The sequence below is a fragment of the Lysobacter sp. 22409 genome (genome assembly GCF_052045105.1).
Classification (GTDB): Bacteria; Pseudomonadota; Gammaproteobacteria; order Xanthomonadales; family Xanthomonadaceae; genus Lysobacter; species Lysobacter antibioticus_B.
Genome location: NZ_JBQEOE010000052.1, coordinates 17,343 through 35,512, shown reverse-complemented (window position 1 = coordinate 35,512; position 18,170 = coordinate 17,343). Strand labels below are relative to the sequence as shown.

The following is an 18,170-nucleotide window of genomic DNA, read 5'->3' as shown; positions in this document are numbered from 1 at the left end:
TTGGTTACTTTTCTTTTGGGCTTAGCAAAAGAAAGTAACCCGGCCGCGTTAGCGGACGGAAGCTCTGCACTTGCTTGAAGAAGGATACGTCGCGAATCCTTCCCCTGTAGGAGCGACGCAAGTCGCGACCGCGCTGCGAAGGTCTTGCGGCGCATCGAACAATCGAGCGATATCAAAATCAAACGATAAGAGCTTCCGCCACTAAAGCGGCGGGTTACTTTCTTTTGTCATAAGCAACAAAAGAAAGATAACCAAAGAAAAATGCTTTTCTGTGAATCACAAGCCCGCACGAACGGTGCCGACGCTGGGATTTTTCATACGGGACATCCATGTCCCGATGAAAAACGGCCCGCACCCCTGCGCGCCGCCCTCCGGGTCTTCTATCGCCTTCGCTAGTGCGAAGCTGCACACAGCAACGGCAACGGCAACGGCAACGGCAACGGCAAAAAAATCGCCTGGACCAAGCAGCGTCGCAAGACCGAAGCAACGCGGTCGCGACTTGCGTCGCTCCTACCCTGACACGATACGAAGTGACAACGCGAGAATGAGAGGACGCGGTCGCGGCTTACGCCGCTCCTACAGAGTATCTTGGCTAGCGTCGCGGGGTCGAAGCAACACGGTCGCGACTTACGTCGCTCCTACCCTGGGGTCACATGGAGCGACGGTGCGAACATGAGAAGCGCGATCGCCCCCTACCCCGAAGCCGCCTTGCGACGCTGCGCCTGCCAATCGCTGCGCAACAGCGCATACAAGGCCGTATCTGAAAACACCCCCTGCACGATCCAGCGCTCGCGCAGATAGCCCTCGCGTACGAACCCCTGTCGCTCGATGCTCTTGGTCGAGGCGGTGTTGCGCGGGTCGATGTCGGCTTCAATGCGGTTGAGGTCCATCGCCTCGAAACCGAAATCGATCAGCGCCGGCAGGGCTTCGCGCATGTAGCCGCGCGACCAGGCCGACACGGCCAGGGCATAGCCGATCTCGGCGCGCCGGCACGGCGGGTCGAGATTGAACAATGTGCAGGTGCCGATCAGCGCGCCGTCGTCGACCCGCTGCAGGCCCAGGCGCAGGAAATGGCCGGCGGCCATCGCCTCGCGGTCGCGGACGATCTGCGCATCGGCTTTCTCGATCGAATCCCAGGGCGGCGAGCTGCCGTAGCGCATCACTTCGGGATCGGCATAGATCGCCATCAGGGCGCCAGCATCGGCGGCGGCGAGCGGTCGCAACAACAGGCGTTGCGTGGTCAGGGTGACTTGGTCGAAGGCGGTCATCACCCGACTGTAACTGTTCGGCGATGCGGCTCTCAAACGTGGCCCCGCATCTTGGGACTCGGCGATCACCGGCGGCGATCATCGCGATCCGACCATCGAAATCGACGCGGTGGCGACACTCGAACCGATCCGGCACTACTCGGCCGCAGCCTCGGCCCGCATCGCACCGCAGGCGACGCAGTGACTCGCGCGCGGCGTGCGCAGCGGCTTGCCGCAATGCGCGCACGGCGGGCCGTACAGGGACAGGCGATGGTGACGGATGGCGTCGGGCTTGGTTTCGAGCTGCCCGGTCATCCGGTAGTACAGCTTGAGCGCGTCGCGGCCGTGGGGCTGGGCCAAGGCGGCCTGCAGCGAGCTCGCGGTCGAGACGCGGTAGCGCTGCACTTCGGCGACGGCCTCGTCGAGGGCCGGCGCCATCCGCTCCCATTCGGGTTCGGTCAGCATCGGCACGACGCGGTCGCAGCGCCAGCAGTAAAGGTCTTGAGCCACGGGCTCTCCGGATGGGCGCCCGACGACGAGGCTCGAAGCCGCGCGATGCTGCTGAACGGCGCAGCATCCGTCAATCTCCCCGGCAATACGCCCAGGTACGCCGGCACGACGGCCGCGCCGACCGTCACACTCGTTCGGGCTTACCGCCCGGCTCACGGCGCGATTGGGCCTAAAGGCTATAATTCCGAGTCTTTGCTCGGGCCCCGGCGCGCCACCGCCGTCCCGGCCGGGATGCCGTCCCGCCCCGCCAGCCAACCCGCGGCACCGCCGCGAGAGCCCGCCCATGACCAGCACCGCAGAACTCAGCTCGCCTTCGTCGGCGAATACCGACCTGACCAACAGCGTCCTCGATACGGACTATTCGCTCGATCACAAGTACACCCGTCAGGAAGGCCGCATCTACCTGAGCGGCGTGCAGGCGCTGGTGCGCCTGCCGCTGATGCAGCGGCTGCGCGATCAGGCCGCCGGCCTCAATACCGCCGGCTTCATCTCCGGCTACCGCGGCTCGCCGCTGGGCGGTTTCGACCTGGAGCTGTGGCGCGCGCGCAAGTACCTGGAAGCCTCGGGGGTGAAGTTCACCCCGGGCCTCAACGAGGACTTGGGCGCGACCATGGTCTGGGGCACCCAGCAGACCAACCTGTTCCCCGGCGCCAAGGTCGAGGGCGTGTACGGCATGTGGTACGGCAAGGGCCCCGGCGTGGACCGCACCGGCGACGTGTTCAAGCACGCCAATGCCGCCGGCACCAGCAAGTACGGCGGCGTCCTGGCCCTGGCCGCGGACGACCACGCCTGCCGCTCCTCGACCCTGCCGCACGGCTCGGAAGGCGAGTTCACCAGCGCGATGATGCCGATCCTGAACCCGGCCGGCGTGCAGGACATCCTCGACATGGGCCTGATCGGCTGGGCCATGTCGCGCTTCACCGGGCGCTGGGTCGGCTTCAAGACCATCGCCGAAACCGTCGAGTCCTCGGCTTCGGTCGACGTCAATCCGCTGGCGCTGCAGATCGTCACCCCCGACGACTTCGTCATGCCGCCGGGCGGCCTGAGCATCCGCTGGCCGGATCCGCCGATGGACCAGGAGATGCGCCTGCACCAGTACGCGGTGAAGGCCGCGCAGGCTTTCGCCCGCGCTAACGGCATCGACCGCACCGTGATCGATTCGCCGAACGCGCGCCTGGGCATCATCACCACCGGCAAGAGCTACCTCGACGTGCTGCAGGCGCTGGAATACCTCGGCCTGGACGAACGCGCCTGCTCCGACCTCGGCATCCGCGTCTACAAGGTCGGCATGACCTGGCCGCTGGAGCCGGTCGGCCTGCGCGCGTTCGCGCGCGGCCTCGACGACATCCTGGTGGTCGAGGAGAAACACGCCTTCATCGAAAGCCAGATGAAGGAATCGATGTACAACTGGGACGGCGAGCGCCGTCCGTCGATCGTAGGCAAGTACGACGAGAGCGGCGAGTGGATCCTGCCCTCGACCGGCGAGCTGACCCCGGCCCGCATCGCCGGCGTGATCGCGCGCCGCATCCAGCGCTTCCACAACTCCGAGCACATGGAGAACGTGCTGCGCTGGATGGCCGAGAAGGAAAGCGAACTCGCCCTGCCGCGCGCCTCGTTCCCGCGCGTGCCGCATTACTGCTCGGGCTGCCCGCACAACACCTCGACCGTGGTGCCGGAGGGCTCGCGCGCGCTCGGCGGCATCGGCTGCCACTACATGGTCACCTGGATGGACCGCGACACCAACACCTTCACCCACATGGGCGGCGAAGGCGTGACCTGGTCGGGCCAATCGGCATTCACCGACACCGAACACGTGTTCCAGAACCTCGGCGACGGCACCTATTTCCACAGCGGCTCTCTGGCGATCCGCCAGTCGGTCGCCACCGGCGTCAACATCACCTACAAGATCCTCTACAACGACGCGGTCGCGATGACCGGCGGCCAGCCCGTCGACGGCACCCTGTCGGTGCCGCAGATCGCCCACCAGGTGCGTTCGGAAGGCGTGCACACCATCGTCCTGCTGTCGGACGACATCGCCAAGTGGAACAAGCGCGAGATCTTCCCCAGCGACATGGAGTTCCATGACCGCAAGGAACTCGACGCGGTGCAAAAGCGCCTGCGCGAGGTCAAGGGCACCAGCGTGCTGATCTTCGACCAGACCTGCGCGACCGAGAAGCGCCGCCGCCGCAAGCGCGGCAAGATGGTCGACCCGCAGAAGCGCGTGATGGTCAACACCCTGGTCTGCGAAGGCTGCGGCGACTGCGGCAAGAAGTCGTTCTGCGTCTCGGTGCTGCCGAAGGAAACCGAGTTCGGCCGCAAGCGCGAGATCGACCAGTCGAACTGCAACAAGGACTATTCCTGCGTCAACGGCTTCTGCCCGAGCTTCGTCACCGTCGAAGGCGGCGGACTCAAGAAGAAGAAAGGCTCCTCGGCCAAGGACCGCCTGCAGAACCTGCCGGCGCCGCAGTTGCCGGCGCTCGACACGCCCTGGAACATCCTCATCACCGGCGTCGGCGGCACCGGCGTGGTGACGATCGGCGCCCTGCTCGGCATGGCCGGCCATCTGGAAGGCAAGGGCGCGAGCGTGCTCGACCAGACCGGTCTGGCCCAGAAGGGCGGCGCGGTCACCACCCACATCCGCATCGCCAAGACTCCGGCCGACATCCACGCCGTGCGCATCGCCGCGGGCGAAGCCGACCTGGTGCTGGGCTGCGACATGGTCGTGGTCAACGACTACTGGGCGCTGTCGAAGGTGCGCGCCGGCCGCAGCGCGGTCGTGCTCAACACCTACGAAGCGATGCCGGGCACCTTCACCACCCGACCGGACATGCAGTTCCCCGCCGCCGACATCGTCGCCGCGGTGCGCCAGGCGCTGGGCGGCGAAGAGCCGCTGCTGGTCGACGCCACTCAGCTCGCCACCGCGCTGCTCGGCGACGCTATCGCGACTAATCTGTTCATCCTCGGCTACGCCTGGCAGCGCGCGCTGGTGCCGATCTCGTTCGATGCGCTGATGCGCGCGGTCGAGCTCAACGGCGCCGCGATCGAGATGAACAAGACCGCGTTCGCCTGGGGCCGCCTGGCCGCGATCGACCCGAAGGCGGTCGCCGAGGCCGCCGGCTTGGTGCGCAACGCGCCGACCGCCGCCGAAGCGACGCCGCACGCCCTGCCGCACCTGGCGCCGGGCGAATGGGAAGGCAACGAATGGGGCGCGACCTCGGCCCCGCGCGCGACCCGCAACGAAGACGAACTGCGGCATGTGCCTGCGAACGCCGACAGCGACAACGTCGCCTTCCTGCCGCTCGACGACCTGCGCCTGTCGCGTTCGCTCGACGAACTGATCTCGCGCCGCATCGCCTTCCTCACCGAATACCAGGACGCGAACTACGCCAAGCGTTACGCCGACTTCGTCGCCAAGGTGCGCGCAGCCGAGCAGGCCAAGGCGCCGGGCTCGACCGATCTGGCCGAGGCAGTCGCGCGTTATTCGTTCAAGCTGATGGCCTACAAGGACGAGTACGAAGTGGCGCGCCTGTACACCAGCGGCGATTTCCAGCGCAAGCTGGAGCAGCAGTTCGACGGCGACTACAAGCTCAAGTTCCACCTCGCCCCGCCGTTGCTGGCCAAGAAGGACGACCAGGGCCGTCTGATCAAGCAGGAATTCGGCCCCTGGGTGTTCACCGCGTTCAAGTGGATGGCGAAGTTGCGCAAGCTGCGCGGCAGCAAGCTCGACATCTTCGGTTACACCGAAGAGCGCAAGATGGAGCGCCAGCTGATCGCCGACTACGAGCAGACCGTGACCGGCCTGCTGGCGACCCTGGACGGCGGCAACGTCGATCTGGCCGCCGAGATCGCCAGCGTCCCCGAGCACATCCGCGGCTACGGCCACGTCAAGGAAGCGCACCTGCACAAGGCCAAGGAGCGCGAGGCCGAGTTGCTGAAGGAATACCGCAATCCCTTGCGGATCGTGCAAGCGGCCTGAAGCTCGCCGGCATGAAAACAAAAAGCCCCGCATGCGGGGCTTTTTTGTTGCGCGAACCTGCTTGACGTACGACCTTCATCGCACCGATGAAGACTTATGGCGACGGCTTATGGCGAAGGCTTATGGTTTTTCAGCTGCTGAAGCGGCGATCGATCTCGCTCGCCAGGTCCTGCACCTTCGACGACTCGGTCGGCATTTCCGATTCGTGCTGCGAGGCGCGGACCAGTTCGATCCGCGCCGCTTCCAGAGTGGGATCGTGATAGTGCGCGATCGTGAAGCGGCGCCAGTCCTGCTGCGTCGCCATGCCTTCCGCCAACGAGCGTAGAAACGTTCCGAACGCGTTGCGCGTTTCCTGCATATCCGTAGAGATCATCGTCATGGCCTTTCCTGAGTTCTGTCAGATCGCGCCATCCAGCGCGCGCCTGACAACATCCGCCGATTCCCCGCTGCTCACCATCGCATAGTTGTACCCCCCGCGCGACCAGTACTGTGTGAGCAAGTCGCCGTCGCGGCGGTCGCCGCGCGGCAGCAGGTGGCGGCGCGGGCCCGGCGGCCGGATATAGAAGCTGATTGCGTTACCGCCGGCGTCTTCGTAGACGACCAGGGCGGCCGCGCCCTGTTCAGTCGCAAGCAGGCGTGCGCCAACCTGGCGGAACCCCGCCCCGCTCAGATCGGGCAGGCGCATCGGTTCGCGGAAATTCGTATCGAGCCAGCCTTGCAGGTCGCCGCCGCGCGCCGCCCGATCGGGCCGCAGATCGTGGCGCGAGGCGAACAAACGGTGCGCCTGGATCGCATCGCCCATCGGCGCCATCGCCGCCGCCGCCGGCGCGGTGCCGCGCCAGTCGCGCGCCTGCCATCCGCCGATGCCGCCGACGCCGAGACTCAACAGCACCGCCGCGGCCATCGCGTAGCGCGCGTTGCGCCGACGCGCGAGGCCGGCACGCAGGCGCATGGGGTCCAGGCGCGCCGGATCGGGCCCGGCCGGCGCCGCCACGGTTTCGCCGGCCAGCGCCGCGCGCAGCAGTTGCGCATCGCGCTGCCAGGCCTGGATCTCGGCGGCGCGTTCGGGATGCTGCGCAAGCCAGGCCTCGAACGCGGCGCGGCGCTCGCCGTCGAGCAGGCCGTCGACATAGGCGTGGATTTCGTACTCGCTCGGCGTGGTGATCATGGGGTCGACTTCGTTGCGGCAGGCGTCTTCAACAATCTCAGCGGCGACGCCGGGATTTCGCCGTCGCTGAGCCGGCGCAGAGCGTCGCGTGCGCGCGACAAACGCGACATGACCGTGCCGATGGGCACCTGCAGAATGTCGGCGACTTCCTGGTAGCTGAGTCCCTCGACCGAAACCCACAACAGCAGGCTGCGTTGTTCGACCGGCAGGCGCTGCATCGCTTCCAGTGTAGAACGCGCGAGGACTTCGCGCTCGGCCGAGGGTTGGCTGTCGTGGGAGATGCCGAGCCGCGACAACAGACCGGCATAACGTTGCGAGCGGCGTTGGCCGTCGAGGAATTGGCGGTACACGATCGCGAACAGCCACGGCCGCAACGCCTGCGCATCGCGGCGTTTGCTCCAAGCGGAAATCGCCCGTTCCAGCGCGGCCTGGACCAGGTCGTCGGCGGCATGCGGATCGCGGGCGAGCCAGCGCGCGAACCGCCGCAGCGAGGGCAGTTGTTCGCGCAGGGCGCTGTCGATGTCGCTGGCGGGCATGGGCGGTCCGTGGAGGCAGGTCGGGGAATCTCTAAATGGGACGCCGCTGGCCGCAGTTTATTCCGCGCCCCAGGGAATAAACCCCGCCGGCGCGCGTCGTACCCAGAGAACCCCGCCCCGCCTCCCCAACCCGAGCGCCCGCATGTCCTCGCCCACGCCACCGCCCGACCCGTCCGACCGCCCCCGTCGACCGCCCTTCCCGCTCGCACGCTGGACCCTGATCGCCGCCGCCGTGACCGGCGTCGCCGCCGCGTTCGGCTATGTCGGCGGTTGGCTCGACCCGCACCGGCTCACCCCGCAACGCATCGTCGACCGCCTGCAGGTCAACGGCGGCCTGCATCCGGGCTATCGCCGCAACCACGCCAAGGGCGTCTGTGTGATCGGCCATTTCGACAGCAACGGCAGCGCCGCCCGGTATTCGAAGGCGGCCTTGTTCGCGCCCGGCCGCACGCCCCTGGTCGGCCGCTTCGCGATTCCCGGCGGCAACCCGCATGCGCCGGATTTCGGTGTGCCCATCCGCAGCCTCGCCCTGCGCCTGACCCAGGCCGACGGCCAGCAGTGGCGCACCGGCATGAACAGCATGCCAGTGTTTCCGGTCGCCACGCCGCAGGCGTTCTACGAGCAACTGGCGGCGGGCCGGCCCGATCCCGCCACCGGCAAGCCCGACCCGGCCAAGCAGGCCGCGTTCTTCGCCGCGCATCCGGAAACCGCGGCCTTCCGCGCCTGGGCCAAGAACCACAAGCCGTCGGCGAGCTACGCCACCGAAAGCTACTACGGCCTCAACGCGTTCTACTTCATCGATGCCGCCGGCACGCGCCAGGCGGTGCGCTGGCGCGTCGCCGCCGACAACCGCCCTGCGGGCAACGCGCCCGTGCCGCCACCGCAGGATTACCTCGACGGCGAGTTGAGCCGACGCTTGGCGCAAGGCCCGCTGCGTTGGCGCCTGTTGGTGACCCTGGGCCAGGCCGGCGACCCGACCGCCGATGCGACCCGGATCTGGCCGCAGGATCGTGTCGAGATCGACGCCGGCACGGTGGTGATCGAACGCAGCGAATCGCAAGACCACGGCGCGTGCCGCGACATCAACTTCGATCCGCTGATCCTGCCGGCGGGCATCGCCGCGTCCGACGACCCGCTGCTGCCGGCGCGCTCGTCGGCCTATGCCGAATCCTATCGTCGCCGCACCGCCGAGCAGGCCGGCGGCGCCACCGCTCACGCACAGGAGCGAGCGCCATGAATCGCGATACCGAATTGTTCTGGTGGCCCGCCCGCGTGCTGCATTGGCTGATGGCGGCGATGGTCCTGACCATGTTGTTCGTCGGCGTGGGCATGGTCGCCAGCGTCTCGGCGCGGCACAGTTGGTTGCTGGCGCTGCACAAGCCGCTCGGCGCGGCGATCCTGGTGCTGGCGACGCTGCGTTTGATCCTGCGCCTGTGGCGCGCGCCGCCGCCGTTGCCGGCCGATCTTCCGGCGTTGCAACGCATCGCCGCGCAGACTTCGCATTGGCTGCTGTACGCGCTGATGCTGGCCTTGCCGCTGGTCGGCTGGGCGATGCTCTCGGCCGGTGGTTATCCGGTCATGCTGAGCGACAGCCTGCGCCTGCCGGCGATCGCGCCGTTCGACGCCGACTGGTTCGCCCGCCTGCGCTGGCTGCATCGGGTGCTGGCGTATTCGCTGTTCGGCTTGATCCTGATGCACGGCACGGCGGCGCTGTACCACGGCCTGATCCGCCGCGACGGCGTGCTGCGCAGCATGTTGTGGCGACGGCGCGCGGCAGCGGAAACGCCGCCACCGTCGCAGGCCACGGACTGACCGGCTTCAGCCGCCGCCCAGGCCGTGGCCGCCGACCGGCTCGGTCTCGTGGTATTCGTCGAAACTGGCGATGATCGGTTTCGCCTTCGCGATCGCGGCTTGCACCGACGGCAAGGCCAACGAAGCGCGATGGCTGTCCTGGCTGTCCCAGGCTTCGCTGATCCAGATCGCGTCGGCGTCCTTGGGGTCGCGCGCGACGACGTAGCTGAGGCAGCCGGGCATGGCGTCGATGCCGTCGAGCAGGATAGCGATCAGGGCATCGCGCTGGCCGGCGGCGGCTTTCATCTTGCCGATCAATCCGTACATGGTTTGGGTCTCCTCCTGAACGTCGACGATGCCGAAGTATCGCCCTACCTCGGCGCGTAGATCTTCGACAGCCGATCCGGCGTGCCGTCGATGCGTTCCAGCTTCGGGTACTTCAAGCCTTCGCGGTAGTCGATGCGCACGGTCTTGATGGCATCGCCGTTCTTGATCAGCAACTCGATCGGGTGCTGACTGTCCTTGGCCGCGGTGACCGCGTCCTTGAGCCGCTCGCCGCTGCTCGCATAACCGTTGACCGCGAGCACGCTGTTGCCCGGGGCGATGCCGGCGTCGAAGGCGGGGCCGTCCCAACGTACGCTGACCACCGAGGAATCTCCGCTCGACACGCTCATGCCGAGCGAATAAGTGAGATCGACGGCCTTGCGTTCGCCCTCGGCAAGTTTCTGGAACTCGCCGGGCGTGTCGGTGAACACCAGCTTCCAACCGCTCGCGGCCAGACCGTCGACCGGCGGCGCATTGCCGTCGACGCGCTCGCGCAGGAACGCGGCCCAGTCGAAGGCGGCAACGCCGTTGAGCGCGGCGACCACGTCCTCGAACTCGTAGGGCCTGACCTGGTAGTCGCCGTTCTCGCCGGCGAAGAAGGCGCGGGCGAAGTCGTCGAGCGAACGCTTGTCGCCGCTGAGCGCGCGCAGCTTGGCGTCGACCGCCAGCCACACCAGTTGCCCGCCCTGGTAGTAATCCTCGCTGAGCTGATAGCTGGTATACGACTTGGGCCGGCGCTGGGCGATGACCGGGTCGTAGGTCGTGTCCTGCAAGGCGCGCCAGGCCAGGCCCGGACGGTCGTGGCTGTAGCGCGCGGCGACCTGCGCCAGCGCTTCGCGCGCGAGTTCCGGCTTCCACAGCCCCGAGCGCGCGGTCAGCACGTAACCCCAGTACTGGGTCTGGCCTTCGTAGACCCAAAGCAGGCTGTCGCTGAGCGGAACGTTGAAGTTGGGCGCGGCGATACCGCCCGGGCGACGGTACTTGCCGTTCCAGGAGTGGGCGAATTCGTGCGCGAGCAGATCGCGGCTGATGGCGCTGCCGCCGTCCCAGCCGGTGAAGTAGTCGACGTCGAGGCCGTTCTCGCTGGAGCGGTGATGCTCCAGGCCGATGCCGCTCATCTGGCCCGACAGTGAGAACAGGAAATCGTAGCGGTCGAACGGACGCGAGCCGAACAATTTGAACGCCTGGCTGACCAGCTCGCGATGCAGCTTGATCTGCTCGGGCTTGGCTTCCAGGTACTTGGCCGCATCGGCGACCACGTTCAGGCGCACCGGCGTCTTCGCATCGGGAGCGAGATCGATCTGCTTGAAATGGCGCCCGGCGAAAACCGGCGAATCGAGCAACGTATCGAACGGCACCGCGCGGTAACGCAGACTGTCGCCCTGGCGCGATTCGAGCTCGAGCGCGGTGCCCGCCTGCCAACCGGCCGGCAGTTTCAGGCTCGGCACGATCTGGATGCCGCGCGCGTAATACCCGGCCGGATACAGCGCGACCTGGTTCCATTGCACGTTGAGCATGTCGGCGGTCATCACCACCCGGCCCTGGTTGCCGCCGGTGGGGGTGAGCATGTCGAAGCTCGCCTCCAGCTCGCTCACGCCCTCGGGCACGACCAGCTTGAAGGCATAGACGTCGAGCGGATCGCGCTGCCAGGCGATGGTCTGGCCGTTGCCGCGCAGGCGCAGACCGGCGAGCTTGTCGATCGGTCCGGTCGGCGAGTGGTTGCCCTGGATCCACTGCGGAAACAGCAAGGTCAGCGCGCCCGGCTGCACCGGAATGCGTTGCCGCACGTGCAGCACGCGCCGCGCCAGGTCGGTCGCATCGACGTCGAGTTGCAAGGTGCCCGGATAAGGCAGGTCGCGCGGTGCGGCGGTCTGGGCGCCCGCGTTGAAGAACGGCAGGGCCGCGGCGATCAGCAGGGGCAGGACGGCGTGGATCGGACGAACCATGGAAGACTCCGGCGACGCGAACACGGACAGGATTCCGCATCCTACCCATCGCGTCCGCCCTGCCCCCTGCCATTCGGCATGGCCGGGGCCCGCCGGGCGCGGTCGACCGATTGCGCACATGGCTTGCGCAATCGGGGGATAGGGCCGGGGAGGCCCGCCTTCGCGGGAATGATGGGCTGGGAGAATTGCCTAGAAACCTACCTACCGTCGTTCCCGCATAGGCTGGCTCCGCTTTACTTCGGCGGAGCCGAACACCCAGGGCTTCACCGAGGCATTGCGCTGAAGTCTCTGGAGCTCGCCTTCGCGGGGATGATGGTTGGGGAATCGCCGGACAAACCAACCACCGTCTCGCCCGCGGCTGGAAGACACGCGTCTCAGGCGCGGCCGAGGCCGGCCATGATGCTCATCGCCACCGCTTCGGCGGTCTTGATGCCGTCCACCGCCGCCGACAGGATGCCGCCTGCATAGCCCGCGCCTTCGCCGGCCGGGAACAGGCCGCGGGTGTTGAGGCTGTGGCCGTCCGGGCCGCGCGTGATGCGCACCGGCGACGACGTGCGCGTCTCCACGCCGGTCAACATCGCATCGGGCATGGCGAAGCCCTTGAGCTGCTTGTCGAAGGCCGGCAAGGCTTCGCGGATCGCCGCGATCGCGTAGTCGGGCAACGACGCACTGAGGTCGCTGAGTCGTACGCCCGGCGTGTACGAAGGCTGCACCGCGCCGAGCGCGGTCGAGGGTCGCCCGGCGAGGAAATCGCCGACCGTCTGGCCCGGCGCTTCGTATTCGCCGCCGCCCAGGGTGAAGGCCTGCGCCTCCCAGTGCCGCTGCAGGGCGATGCCGGCGAGCGGACTGCCGCTGGCGTCGTAGGCCTTGTAGTCCTCGGGGGTGATGCCGACCACGATCGCGGCATTGGCATTGCGTTCGTTGCGCGAGTACTGGCTCATGCCGTTGGTGACCACGCGCCCGGGTTCGCTCGCCGCCGCGACCACGGTGCCGCCGGGGCACATGCAGAAGCTGTAGACCGAACGGCCGTTGCGGCAGTGATGCACCAGCTTGTAGTCGGCCGCGCCGAGAATCTCGTGGCCGGCCTGCGGCCCGAAACGGGCGCGGTCGATCAGCGATTGCGGGTGCTCGATGCGGAAACCGATCGAGAACGGCTTGGCCTCCATGAACACGCCGCGCTCGTGCAGCATCGCGAAGGTGTCGCGCGCGCTGTGGCCGACCGCGAACACGACATGGTCGGCGCGCAACTCGCCGCCGTCGGCGAGGGTCACGCCGCGCAACTGCCCGTCTTCGATCGACACGTCTTCGACGCGCTGCGAGAAGCGGATCTCGCCGCCGAGCGATTCGATGGTCTCGCGCATGTTCTCGACCATCGAGACCAGGCGGAAAGTGCCGATATGCGGCTTGCTGACGTAGAGGATTTCCTCCGGCGCGCCGGCCTTGACGAACTCGGTCAACACCTTGCGGCCGTGATGCAGCTTGTCGCTGATCTGGCTGTAGAGCTTGCCGTCGGAGAAGGTGCCGGCGCCGCCCTCGCCGAACTGCACGTTCGACTCGGGATTGAGCACGCGCTTGCGCCACAGGCCGAAGGTGTCGACGGTGCGCTCGCGCACCGTCTTGCCGCGTTCCAGGATGATCGGGCGGAAGCCCATCTGCGCCAGGATCAGGCCGGCGAACAGGCCGCAGGGGCCCATGCCGATCACGATCGGCCGCAGCGGCAGCGCGTCCGGCGCGCGGGCGACGAACTTGTAGTCGGTGTCGGGGGTCGGCAGCACCTTGCCGGCGTCGCCCGCGCCCTTCTTCGCATCCTGCGCCAGCGCTGCGGTTTCGGCGGCCTGCAGGCGCTGCAGGATCTCGGCCTCGCGCGGCGTGTCCACGTCGATCGAATAGATCAGCACGATGCCGCCGCGCTTGCGCGCGTCGTAGCTGCGCTTGGCGATGGTGTAGGCGGTCAGTTCGTCCGCGGCGATGCCGAGGCGGGCAAGGATGGCGTCGGTGAGCGCGCTGGCCGGGTGGTCCAGCGGCAATCGGAGGTCGGTGAGTCGAAGCATGGCGATATTCTAAGAGGCTTCGGCGGCGGGCGGTTTTCGGCGCGCGTGGCCGGGCGACGAAAGCCCTGGCGACGCCGGCTGTGCTGCCCTCTCCGCCCCCTCGCCCCTGGGCGGGAAAGGCAGCCGAAAGGCGGCTGGCCTGCCTCCATGGCGATCGGGCCCCTCAACGCCGGCATAACCAACGCCACGCCGCTATTGGCTAGCATGTTCAGTCCTGTTGCCACGACGTCGCCTTCCCCCAATGATCCGACGCCAGTTCCTCAAATCCGCGGCCGGCACCCTGGCCACCCTCGGTTTGCCCTTGCCGGCGCTCGCCTGGGCCGCGCCCGGCGCGACCAAGCTCGGCCCGGCCCAGCCCTTCGATTTCGCCGCGCTCAAGGGCCAGGCCCGCGCGCTCGCCGAACGCGCCTACGCACCGCGCAGCACCACCTTGCCCCCGGCGGTGGAAGCGATGAACTGGGACCAGTACCAGTCGATCCGCTTCCTCCGCGACCACGCCCTGTGGGCGCAGGACGACACCCGTTTCCTGGGGCAGTTCTTCCATCTCGGGCTGTTTTTCAAATCGGCCGTGCGCATGTACGAAGTCGACGGCGGCCAGGCCCGCGAGATCGTCTACGACCCGGCGATGTTCGACCGCGCCCGCAGCGGCCTGGACGGCAAGCCGCTGCCGGCCGACCTGGGTTTCGCCGGCTTCCGCCTCAACACCCGCAAAGACCCCGAGCGCGACTTCGCCGCCTTCCTCGGCGCGAGCTATTTCCGCGCGGTCGGCGGCGAAGGCCAGTACGGCCAGTCGGCGCGCGGCCTGGCCATCGACACCGGCACCGGCCGCGCCGAGGAGTTCCCGGATTTCACCGCCTACTGGCTGGAACGCCCGAACCCGCAGTCGGACACTTTGGTGGTGTATGCGCTGCTCGATTCGCCGAGCATCGCCGGCGCCTACCGCTTCGCGATCACTCCCGGCGATGTGCTGTTGATGGACATCGATTGCGCGCTGTACCCGCGCAAGACCATCGAACGCATGGGCCTCGGCCCGTGCACGAGCATGTACCAGGTCGGCGAGAACGACCGCCGCATGGACTGGGACTGGCGTCCGGAGATCCACGACACCGACGGCCTGGCGATGTGGACCGGCAGCGGCGAATGGATCTGGCGCCCGCTGTGCAACCCGGCGCAACTGCGTTTCAACATGTTCGCCGACGAAAATCCGCGCGGCTTCGGCCTGCTGCAGCGCGACCGCAACTTCGATCACTACCAGGACGACGGCGTGTTCTACGAGAAGCGTCCCTGCCTGTGGGTCGAACCCAAGCAAGGCTGGGGCGCGGGCTCGGTGCAGTTGGTGGAAATCCCGACCGTCGACGAGTCCTTCGACAACATCGTCGCGTTCTGGAACCCGCGCGCCAAGCCGCAGCCCGGGCAGGAACTGCTGTTCGGCTATCGCCTGTACTGGGGCGCGATGCCGCCGGCGACGCCGAAGCTCGCTCACTGCGTGGCCACCCGCACCGGCCTGGGCGGCCGCATCGGCTTCAAGCGCGATTATTTCTCCTCGCGCTTCGCCGTCGACTTCGCCGGTGGCCCACTGGCCGAACTGGCCAAGCGCAATGCGACCGTCGAACCGGTGTTGCAGATCGGCCGCGGCAAACTCGAAACCGTATCGTGCCGGCCGCTGCACGAGATCGGTGGCTACCGGGTGATGTTCGACGCCGTGCCGCAGGGCGATTCGACCGAACAGATCGACATGCGCCTGTTCTTGAAAGACGCCAGCGGCGCACTCAGCGAAACCTGGCTGTACCAGTGGTCGCCGCCGGCGAAGAGCGAACGCAAGCTGTATTGAGCGGCAGCACGGAAGGCAGAAGCAACGGCAAATCCCCCCTACCCCCCTTTTTCAAAGGGGGGAACGGCAACAGCGAGCTTCCGATATCAGGCTCCACCGCGAATCCGGAACCCCGATTCCCGATTCCCGATTCCCGATTCCCGATTCCCGATTCCCGATTCCCGATTCCCGATTCCCGATTCCCGATTCCCGATTCCCGATTCCCGATTCCCGATTCCCCGAGTCCCCGAGTCCCCGAGTCCCCGACCAAGCGAATCACATCGCCCCCTTCGCAGAAGAGGGCTGGCGCCTACGTCGTTCAGCGGACAACGGCGCTAGCTGCGCCGGGGGATTTACTCGAGCTCGCGAGAACCTCGCGAGCAGCGGACGCATGCGACCCTCTCGCCACTCAAGCTTTTGCCCTGGCGAATCGCAAATCCCCAATCCCTGCTTTCAAGCCACCCGTGCACGCCGCGCGCGCGTCAGGTGCACCAACAGCAGCGAGATCGCCGCGGGGGTCATGCCGGGGATACGCTGCGCCTGGCCCACAGTCTGCGGGCGCACGCGCTCCAGCTTCTGCTGCGCTTCCGCCGACAGGCCACGCACCGTGGCGTAGTCGAATTCGCCCGGGATCGGCGTGCTCTCGTTGCGCTGCTGGCGCTCGATCTCGTCGCGCTGACGGTCCAGATAACCGGCGTACTTGACCCCGATCTCGACCTGCTCGGCGACCTCGGCCTCGGCCACCGCCGGGCCCAGCGAGGGCACGCTCATGAGTTGGGCGTAGTTGATTTCCGGACGCTTGAGCAGATCGCGCGCGCTGCTTTCGCGGCTGACCTCGATGCCGAGCGTCTGCGCGATCTCGCGGCCGAGCGCGTTGTTCGGCGCCGCCCATACCGAGGCCAAGCGCGCGCTCTCGCGCTCGATCGCCTCGCGCTTGCGCGCGAACGCGGCCCAGCGCGATTCGTCGACCAGGCCGAACCCTCGACCGGTCTCGGTCAGGCGCAGGTCGGCGTTGTCCTCGCGCAACTGCAGCCGGTACTCGGCGCGCGAGGTGAACATGCGATAGGGCTCGCTGGTGCCGTGGGTGATCAGGTCGTCGACCAGCACACCGATGTAGGCCTCATCGCGGCGCGGGCTCCAGCCCTCGTGGCCGGCGACGAAACGCGCGGCGTTGACGCCGGCCAGCAGGCCCTGCGCAGCAGCCTCCTCATAACCGGTGGTGCCGTTGATCTGGCCGGCGAAGAACAGGCCGGCGACCGCCTTGGTCTCCAGAGTCGACTTGAGCCCGCGCGGGTCGAAGAAGTCGTACTCGATCGCATAGCCGGCGCGGGTGATGTGGGCGCGCTCGAAGCCGCGGATGCTGCGCACCAGGTCGAGCTGGACGTCGAACGGCAGCGAGGTCGAGATGCCGTTCGGGTAGATCTCGGCCACGTCCAGGCCTTCGGGCTCGACGAAGATCTGATGGCTGGCCTTCTCGGCGAAGCGCACCACCTTGTCCTCGATCGAGGGGCAATAGCGCGGGCCGATGCCTTCGATCTGGCCGGTGTACAGCGGCGAGCGGTCGAGGGCGCTGCGGATGATCTCGTGGGTGCGCTCGGAGGTGTGGGTGATCCAGCACGACACCTGACGCGGATGGTCGGCCTGCGTGCCCAGGAAGGACATCACCGGACGCGGATCGTCGCCCGGCTGTTCTTCCATGACCGAGTAGTCGAGGCTGCGACCGTCGATGCGCGGCGGCGTGCCGGTCTTGAGCCGGTCGACCACGAACGGGCCTTCGCGCAGGCGCGCGGCCAGGGCGATCGCCGGCGGGTCGCCGGCGCGGCCGGCGGCGTAAGTCGTCTGCCCGACATGGACCTTGCCGGCGAGGAAGGTGCCGGCGGTCAGCACCACCGCCGGCGCGACGAAGCGCAGGCCGGTCTGGGTGAGCACGCCGGTGACGCGGCCGGCGTCGAACTGGATGTCGTCGACCGCGGCCTGGAACAGGGTCAGGTTCGGCTGGGCCTCGACCGCGCGGCGGATGAAGCTGCGATACAGCGAACGGTCCGCCTGACAGCGCGTGGCCCGCACTGCCGGGCCCTTGCTGGCGTTGAGCCGGCGCCACTGGATGCCGGCGGCGTCGGCCGCACGCGCCATGATCCCGCCGAGGGCATCGATCTCCTTGACCAGATGGCCCTTGCCGATGCCGCCGATCGCCGGGTTGCAGCTCATCGCCCCGACCGTTTCGACCGAATGGGTCAGCAGCAGAGTGCGCGCTCCGGCGCGCGCCGACGCCAGCGCGGCCTCGGTGCCGGCGTGGCCGCCGCCGACCACGATCACGTCGTATTGGAAGAAGGATTCGTTCATTGGTTCAAGACACCACGGTCGCACCGTCGTCGGAAGCGACGCTCAGGACGCAGATTTTAGGCCAGACGGCGGGCCGACCGCCTTCACCCGGGCTTGGCACACTTCATGCTTGGGTACTTAGTGCACCTTGCGGGGCAGGCGCTCGACGCCGGCTGGAATTGGAACAGGGGCTGGCCAAGCGCTCGCGGGGGAAGCTGGGGGGCCGAATGTCGGGGGACATTCGGCCCCTTTTTATTGTCCGTCGTTTGGGCCCTGCATCGGCACCGGCAGGGCCGACCGCCTTCGGACGCGTCGCCGCGGCATTCGCCGGCAGGACGACCAACTCATTGATTGAAAACGAAAAGGCGCGCGTGGATACGCGCGCCTTTCGTGTTTCCCCGGGATCCGGGGGAATGGGCGCCGACGCCTGACAAGGACGGAACAGGGGGGATCCGTGATTCCTCGCCAGGCGCCGACATAGAAGCCTTG

The 18,170-nt window shown here is 67.7% G+C and carries 13 protein-coding genes; 4 read left to right on the top strand and 9 right to left on the bottom strand.

Translation table 11 applies throughout. From position 1 onward, the window contains the following. Positions 1-692 precede the first annotated feature (692 nt). Complete coding sequence (locus ACTJJK_RS20605) at positions 693-1,268, bottom strand: GNAT family N-acetyltransferase (protein WP_031373649.1); 576 nt, start codon at positions 1,266-1,268, stop codon at positions 693-695. A 135-nt stretch (positions 1,269-1,403) separates the two neighbouring features. Beyond that, on the bottom strand, positions 1,404-1,757 hold the full coding sequence (locus tag ACTJJK_RS20600) for a hypothetical protein (protein WP_223618841.1): 354 nt from the start codon (positions 1,755-1,757) through the stop codon (positions 1,404-1,406). Positions 1,758-2,040: 283 nt separating this feature from the next. Here ACTJJK_RS20600 and ACTJJK_RS20595 point away from each other — a divergent pair, with 283 nt between their 5' ends. Beyond that, positions 2,041-5,733, top strand: coding sequence for an indolepyruvate ferredoxin oxidoreductase family protein (locus ACTJJK_RS20595; RefSeq protein WP_223618842.1), 3,693 nt, complete (start codon positions 2,041-2,043; stop codon positions 5,731-5,733). A gap of 130 nt (positions 5,734-5,863) precedes the next feature. Here ACTJJK_RS20595 and ACTJJK_RS20590 read toward each other — a convergent pair whose 3' ends face one another. The 3 genes from ACTJJK_RS20590 to ACTJJK_RS20580 are packed head-to-tail and all read right to left on the bottom strand — an operon-like array spanning position 5,864 to position 7,437. Continuing rightward, the gene (locus ACTJJK_RS20590; RefSeq protein ID WP_144436312.1) at positions 5,864-6,112 is read right to left on the bottom strand and encodes a hypothetical protein; all 249 of its coding nucleotides are present in this window, start codon (positions 6,110-6,112) and stop codon (positions 5,864-5,866) included. 18 nt (positions 6,113-6,130) lie between these two features. Then, the gene (locus tag ACTJJK_RS20585) at positions 6,131-6,901 is read right to left on the bottom strand and encodes an anti-sigma factor family protein (protein WP_223618843.1); all 771 of its coding nucleotides are present in this window, start codon (positions 6,899-6,901) and stop codon (positions 6,131-6,133) included. Further along, positions 6,898-7,437, bottom strand: a complete 540-nt coding sequence (locus tag ACTJJK_RS20580; protein WP_440731133.1) for a sigma-70 family RNA polymerase sigma factor — start codon at positions 7,435-7,437, stop codon at positions 6,898-6,900. Before ACTJJK_RS20580 ends, ACTJJK_RS20585 begins: the two co-directional genes overlap by 4 nt. Positions 7,438-7,579: 142 nt before the next feature. On the opposite strand from ACTJJK_RS20580, the gene ACTJJK_RS20575 reads away from it, so the two are divergent. Further along, on the top strand, positions 7,580-8,674 hold the full coding sequence (locus ACTJJK_RS20575; protein WP_440731132.1) for a catalase family peroxidase: 1,095 nt from the start codon (positions 7,580-7,582) through the stop codon (positions 8,672-8,674). Beyond that, on the top strand, positions 8,671-9,249 hold the full coding sequence (locus ACTJJK_RS20570; RefSeq protein ID WP_440731131.1) for a cytochrome b: 579 nt from the start codon (positions 8,671-8,673) through the stop codon (positions 9,247-9,249). The genes ACTJJK_RS20575 and ACTJJK_RS20570 overlap by 4 nt, the downstream gene beginning before the upstream one ends. Before the next feature lie 6 nt (positions 9,250-9,255). On the opposite strand, the gene ACTJJK_RS20565 is transcribed toward ACTJJK_RS20570, so the two are convergent. The 3 genes from ACTJJK_RS20565 to ACTJJK_RS20555 all read right to left on the bottom strand — a co-directional run bounded on the left by ACTJJK_RS20565 (position 9,256) and on the right by ACTJJK_RS20555 (position 13,549). Next, positions 9,256-9,555 (bottom strand): putative quinol monooxygenase, encoded by a 300-nt coding sequence (locus ACTJJK_RS20565; protein ID WP_440731130.1) that lies wholly within the window; start codon positions 9,553-9,555, stop codon positions 9,256-9,258. Positions 9,556-9,599: 44 nt separating this feature from the next. Further along, positions 9,600-11,498, bottom strand: a complete 1,899-nt coding sequence (locus tag ACTJJK_RS20560; RefSeq protein WP_440731129.1) for a M61 family metallopeptidase — start codon at positions 11,496-11,498, stop codon at positions 9,600-9,602. A gap of 374 nt (positions 11,499-11,872) precedes the next feature. Further along, positions 11,873-13,549: an NAD(P)/FAD-dependent oxidoreductase gene (locus tag ACTJJK_RS20555; RefSeq protein ID WP_440731128.1), complete on the bottom strand. Its 1,677-nt coding sequence runs from the start codon at positions 13,547-13,549 to the stop codon at positions 11,873-11,875. A 241-nt stretch (positions 13,550-13,790) separates the two neighbouring features. Between ACTJJK_RS20555 and ACTJJK_RS20550 the strand changes: the two genes are divergently transcribed. Beyond that, positions 13,791-15,380 (top strand): glucan biosynthesis protein, encoded by a 1,590-nt coding sequence (locus ACTJJK_RS20550; protein ID WP_036149523.1) that lies wholly within the window; start codon positions 13,791-13,793, stop codon positions 15,378-15,380. A gap of 432 nt (positions 15,381-15,812) precedes the next feature. Here ACTJJK_RS20550 and mnmG read toward each other — a convergent pair whose 3' ends face one another. Next, a complete protein-coding gene (mnmG, locus tag ACTJJK_RS20545; protein ID WP_223618851.1) occupies positions 15,813-17,702 on the bottom strand; it encodes a tRNA uridine-5-carboxymethylaminomethyl(34) synthesis enzyme MnmG in 1,890 nt (629 codons plus the stop codon). Positions 17,703-18,170 lie beyond the last annotated feature (468 nt).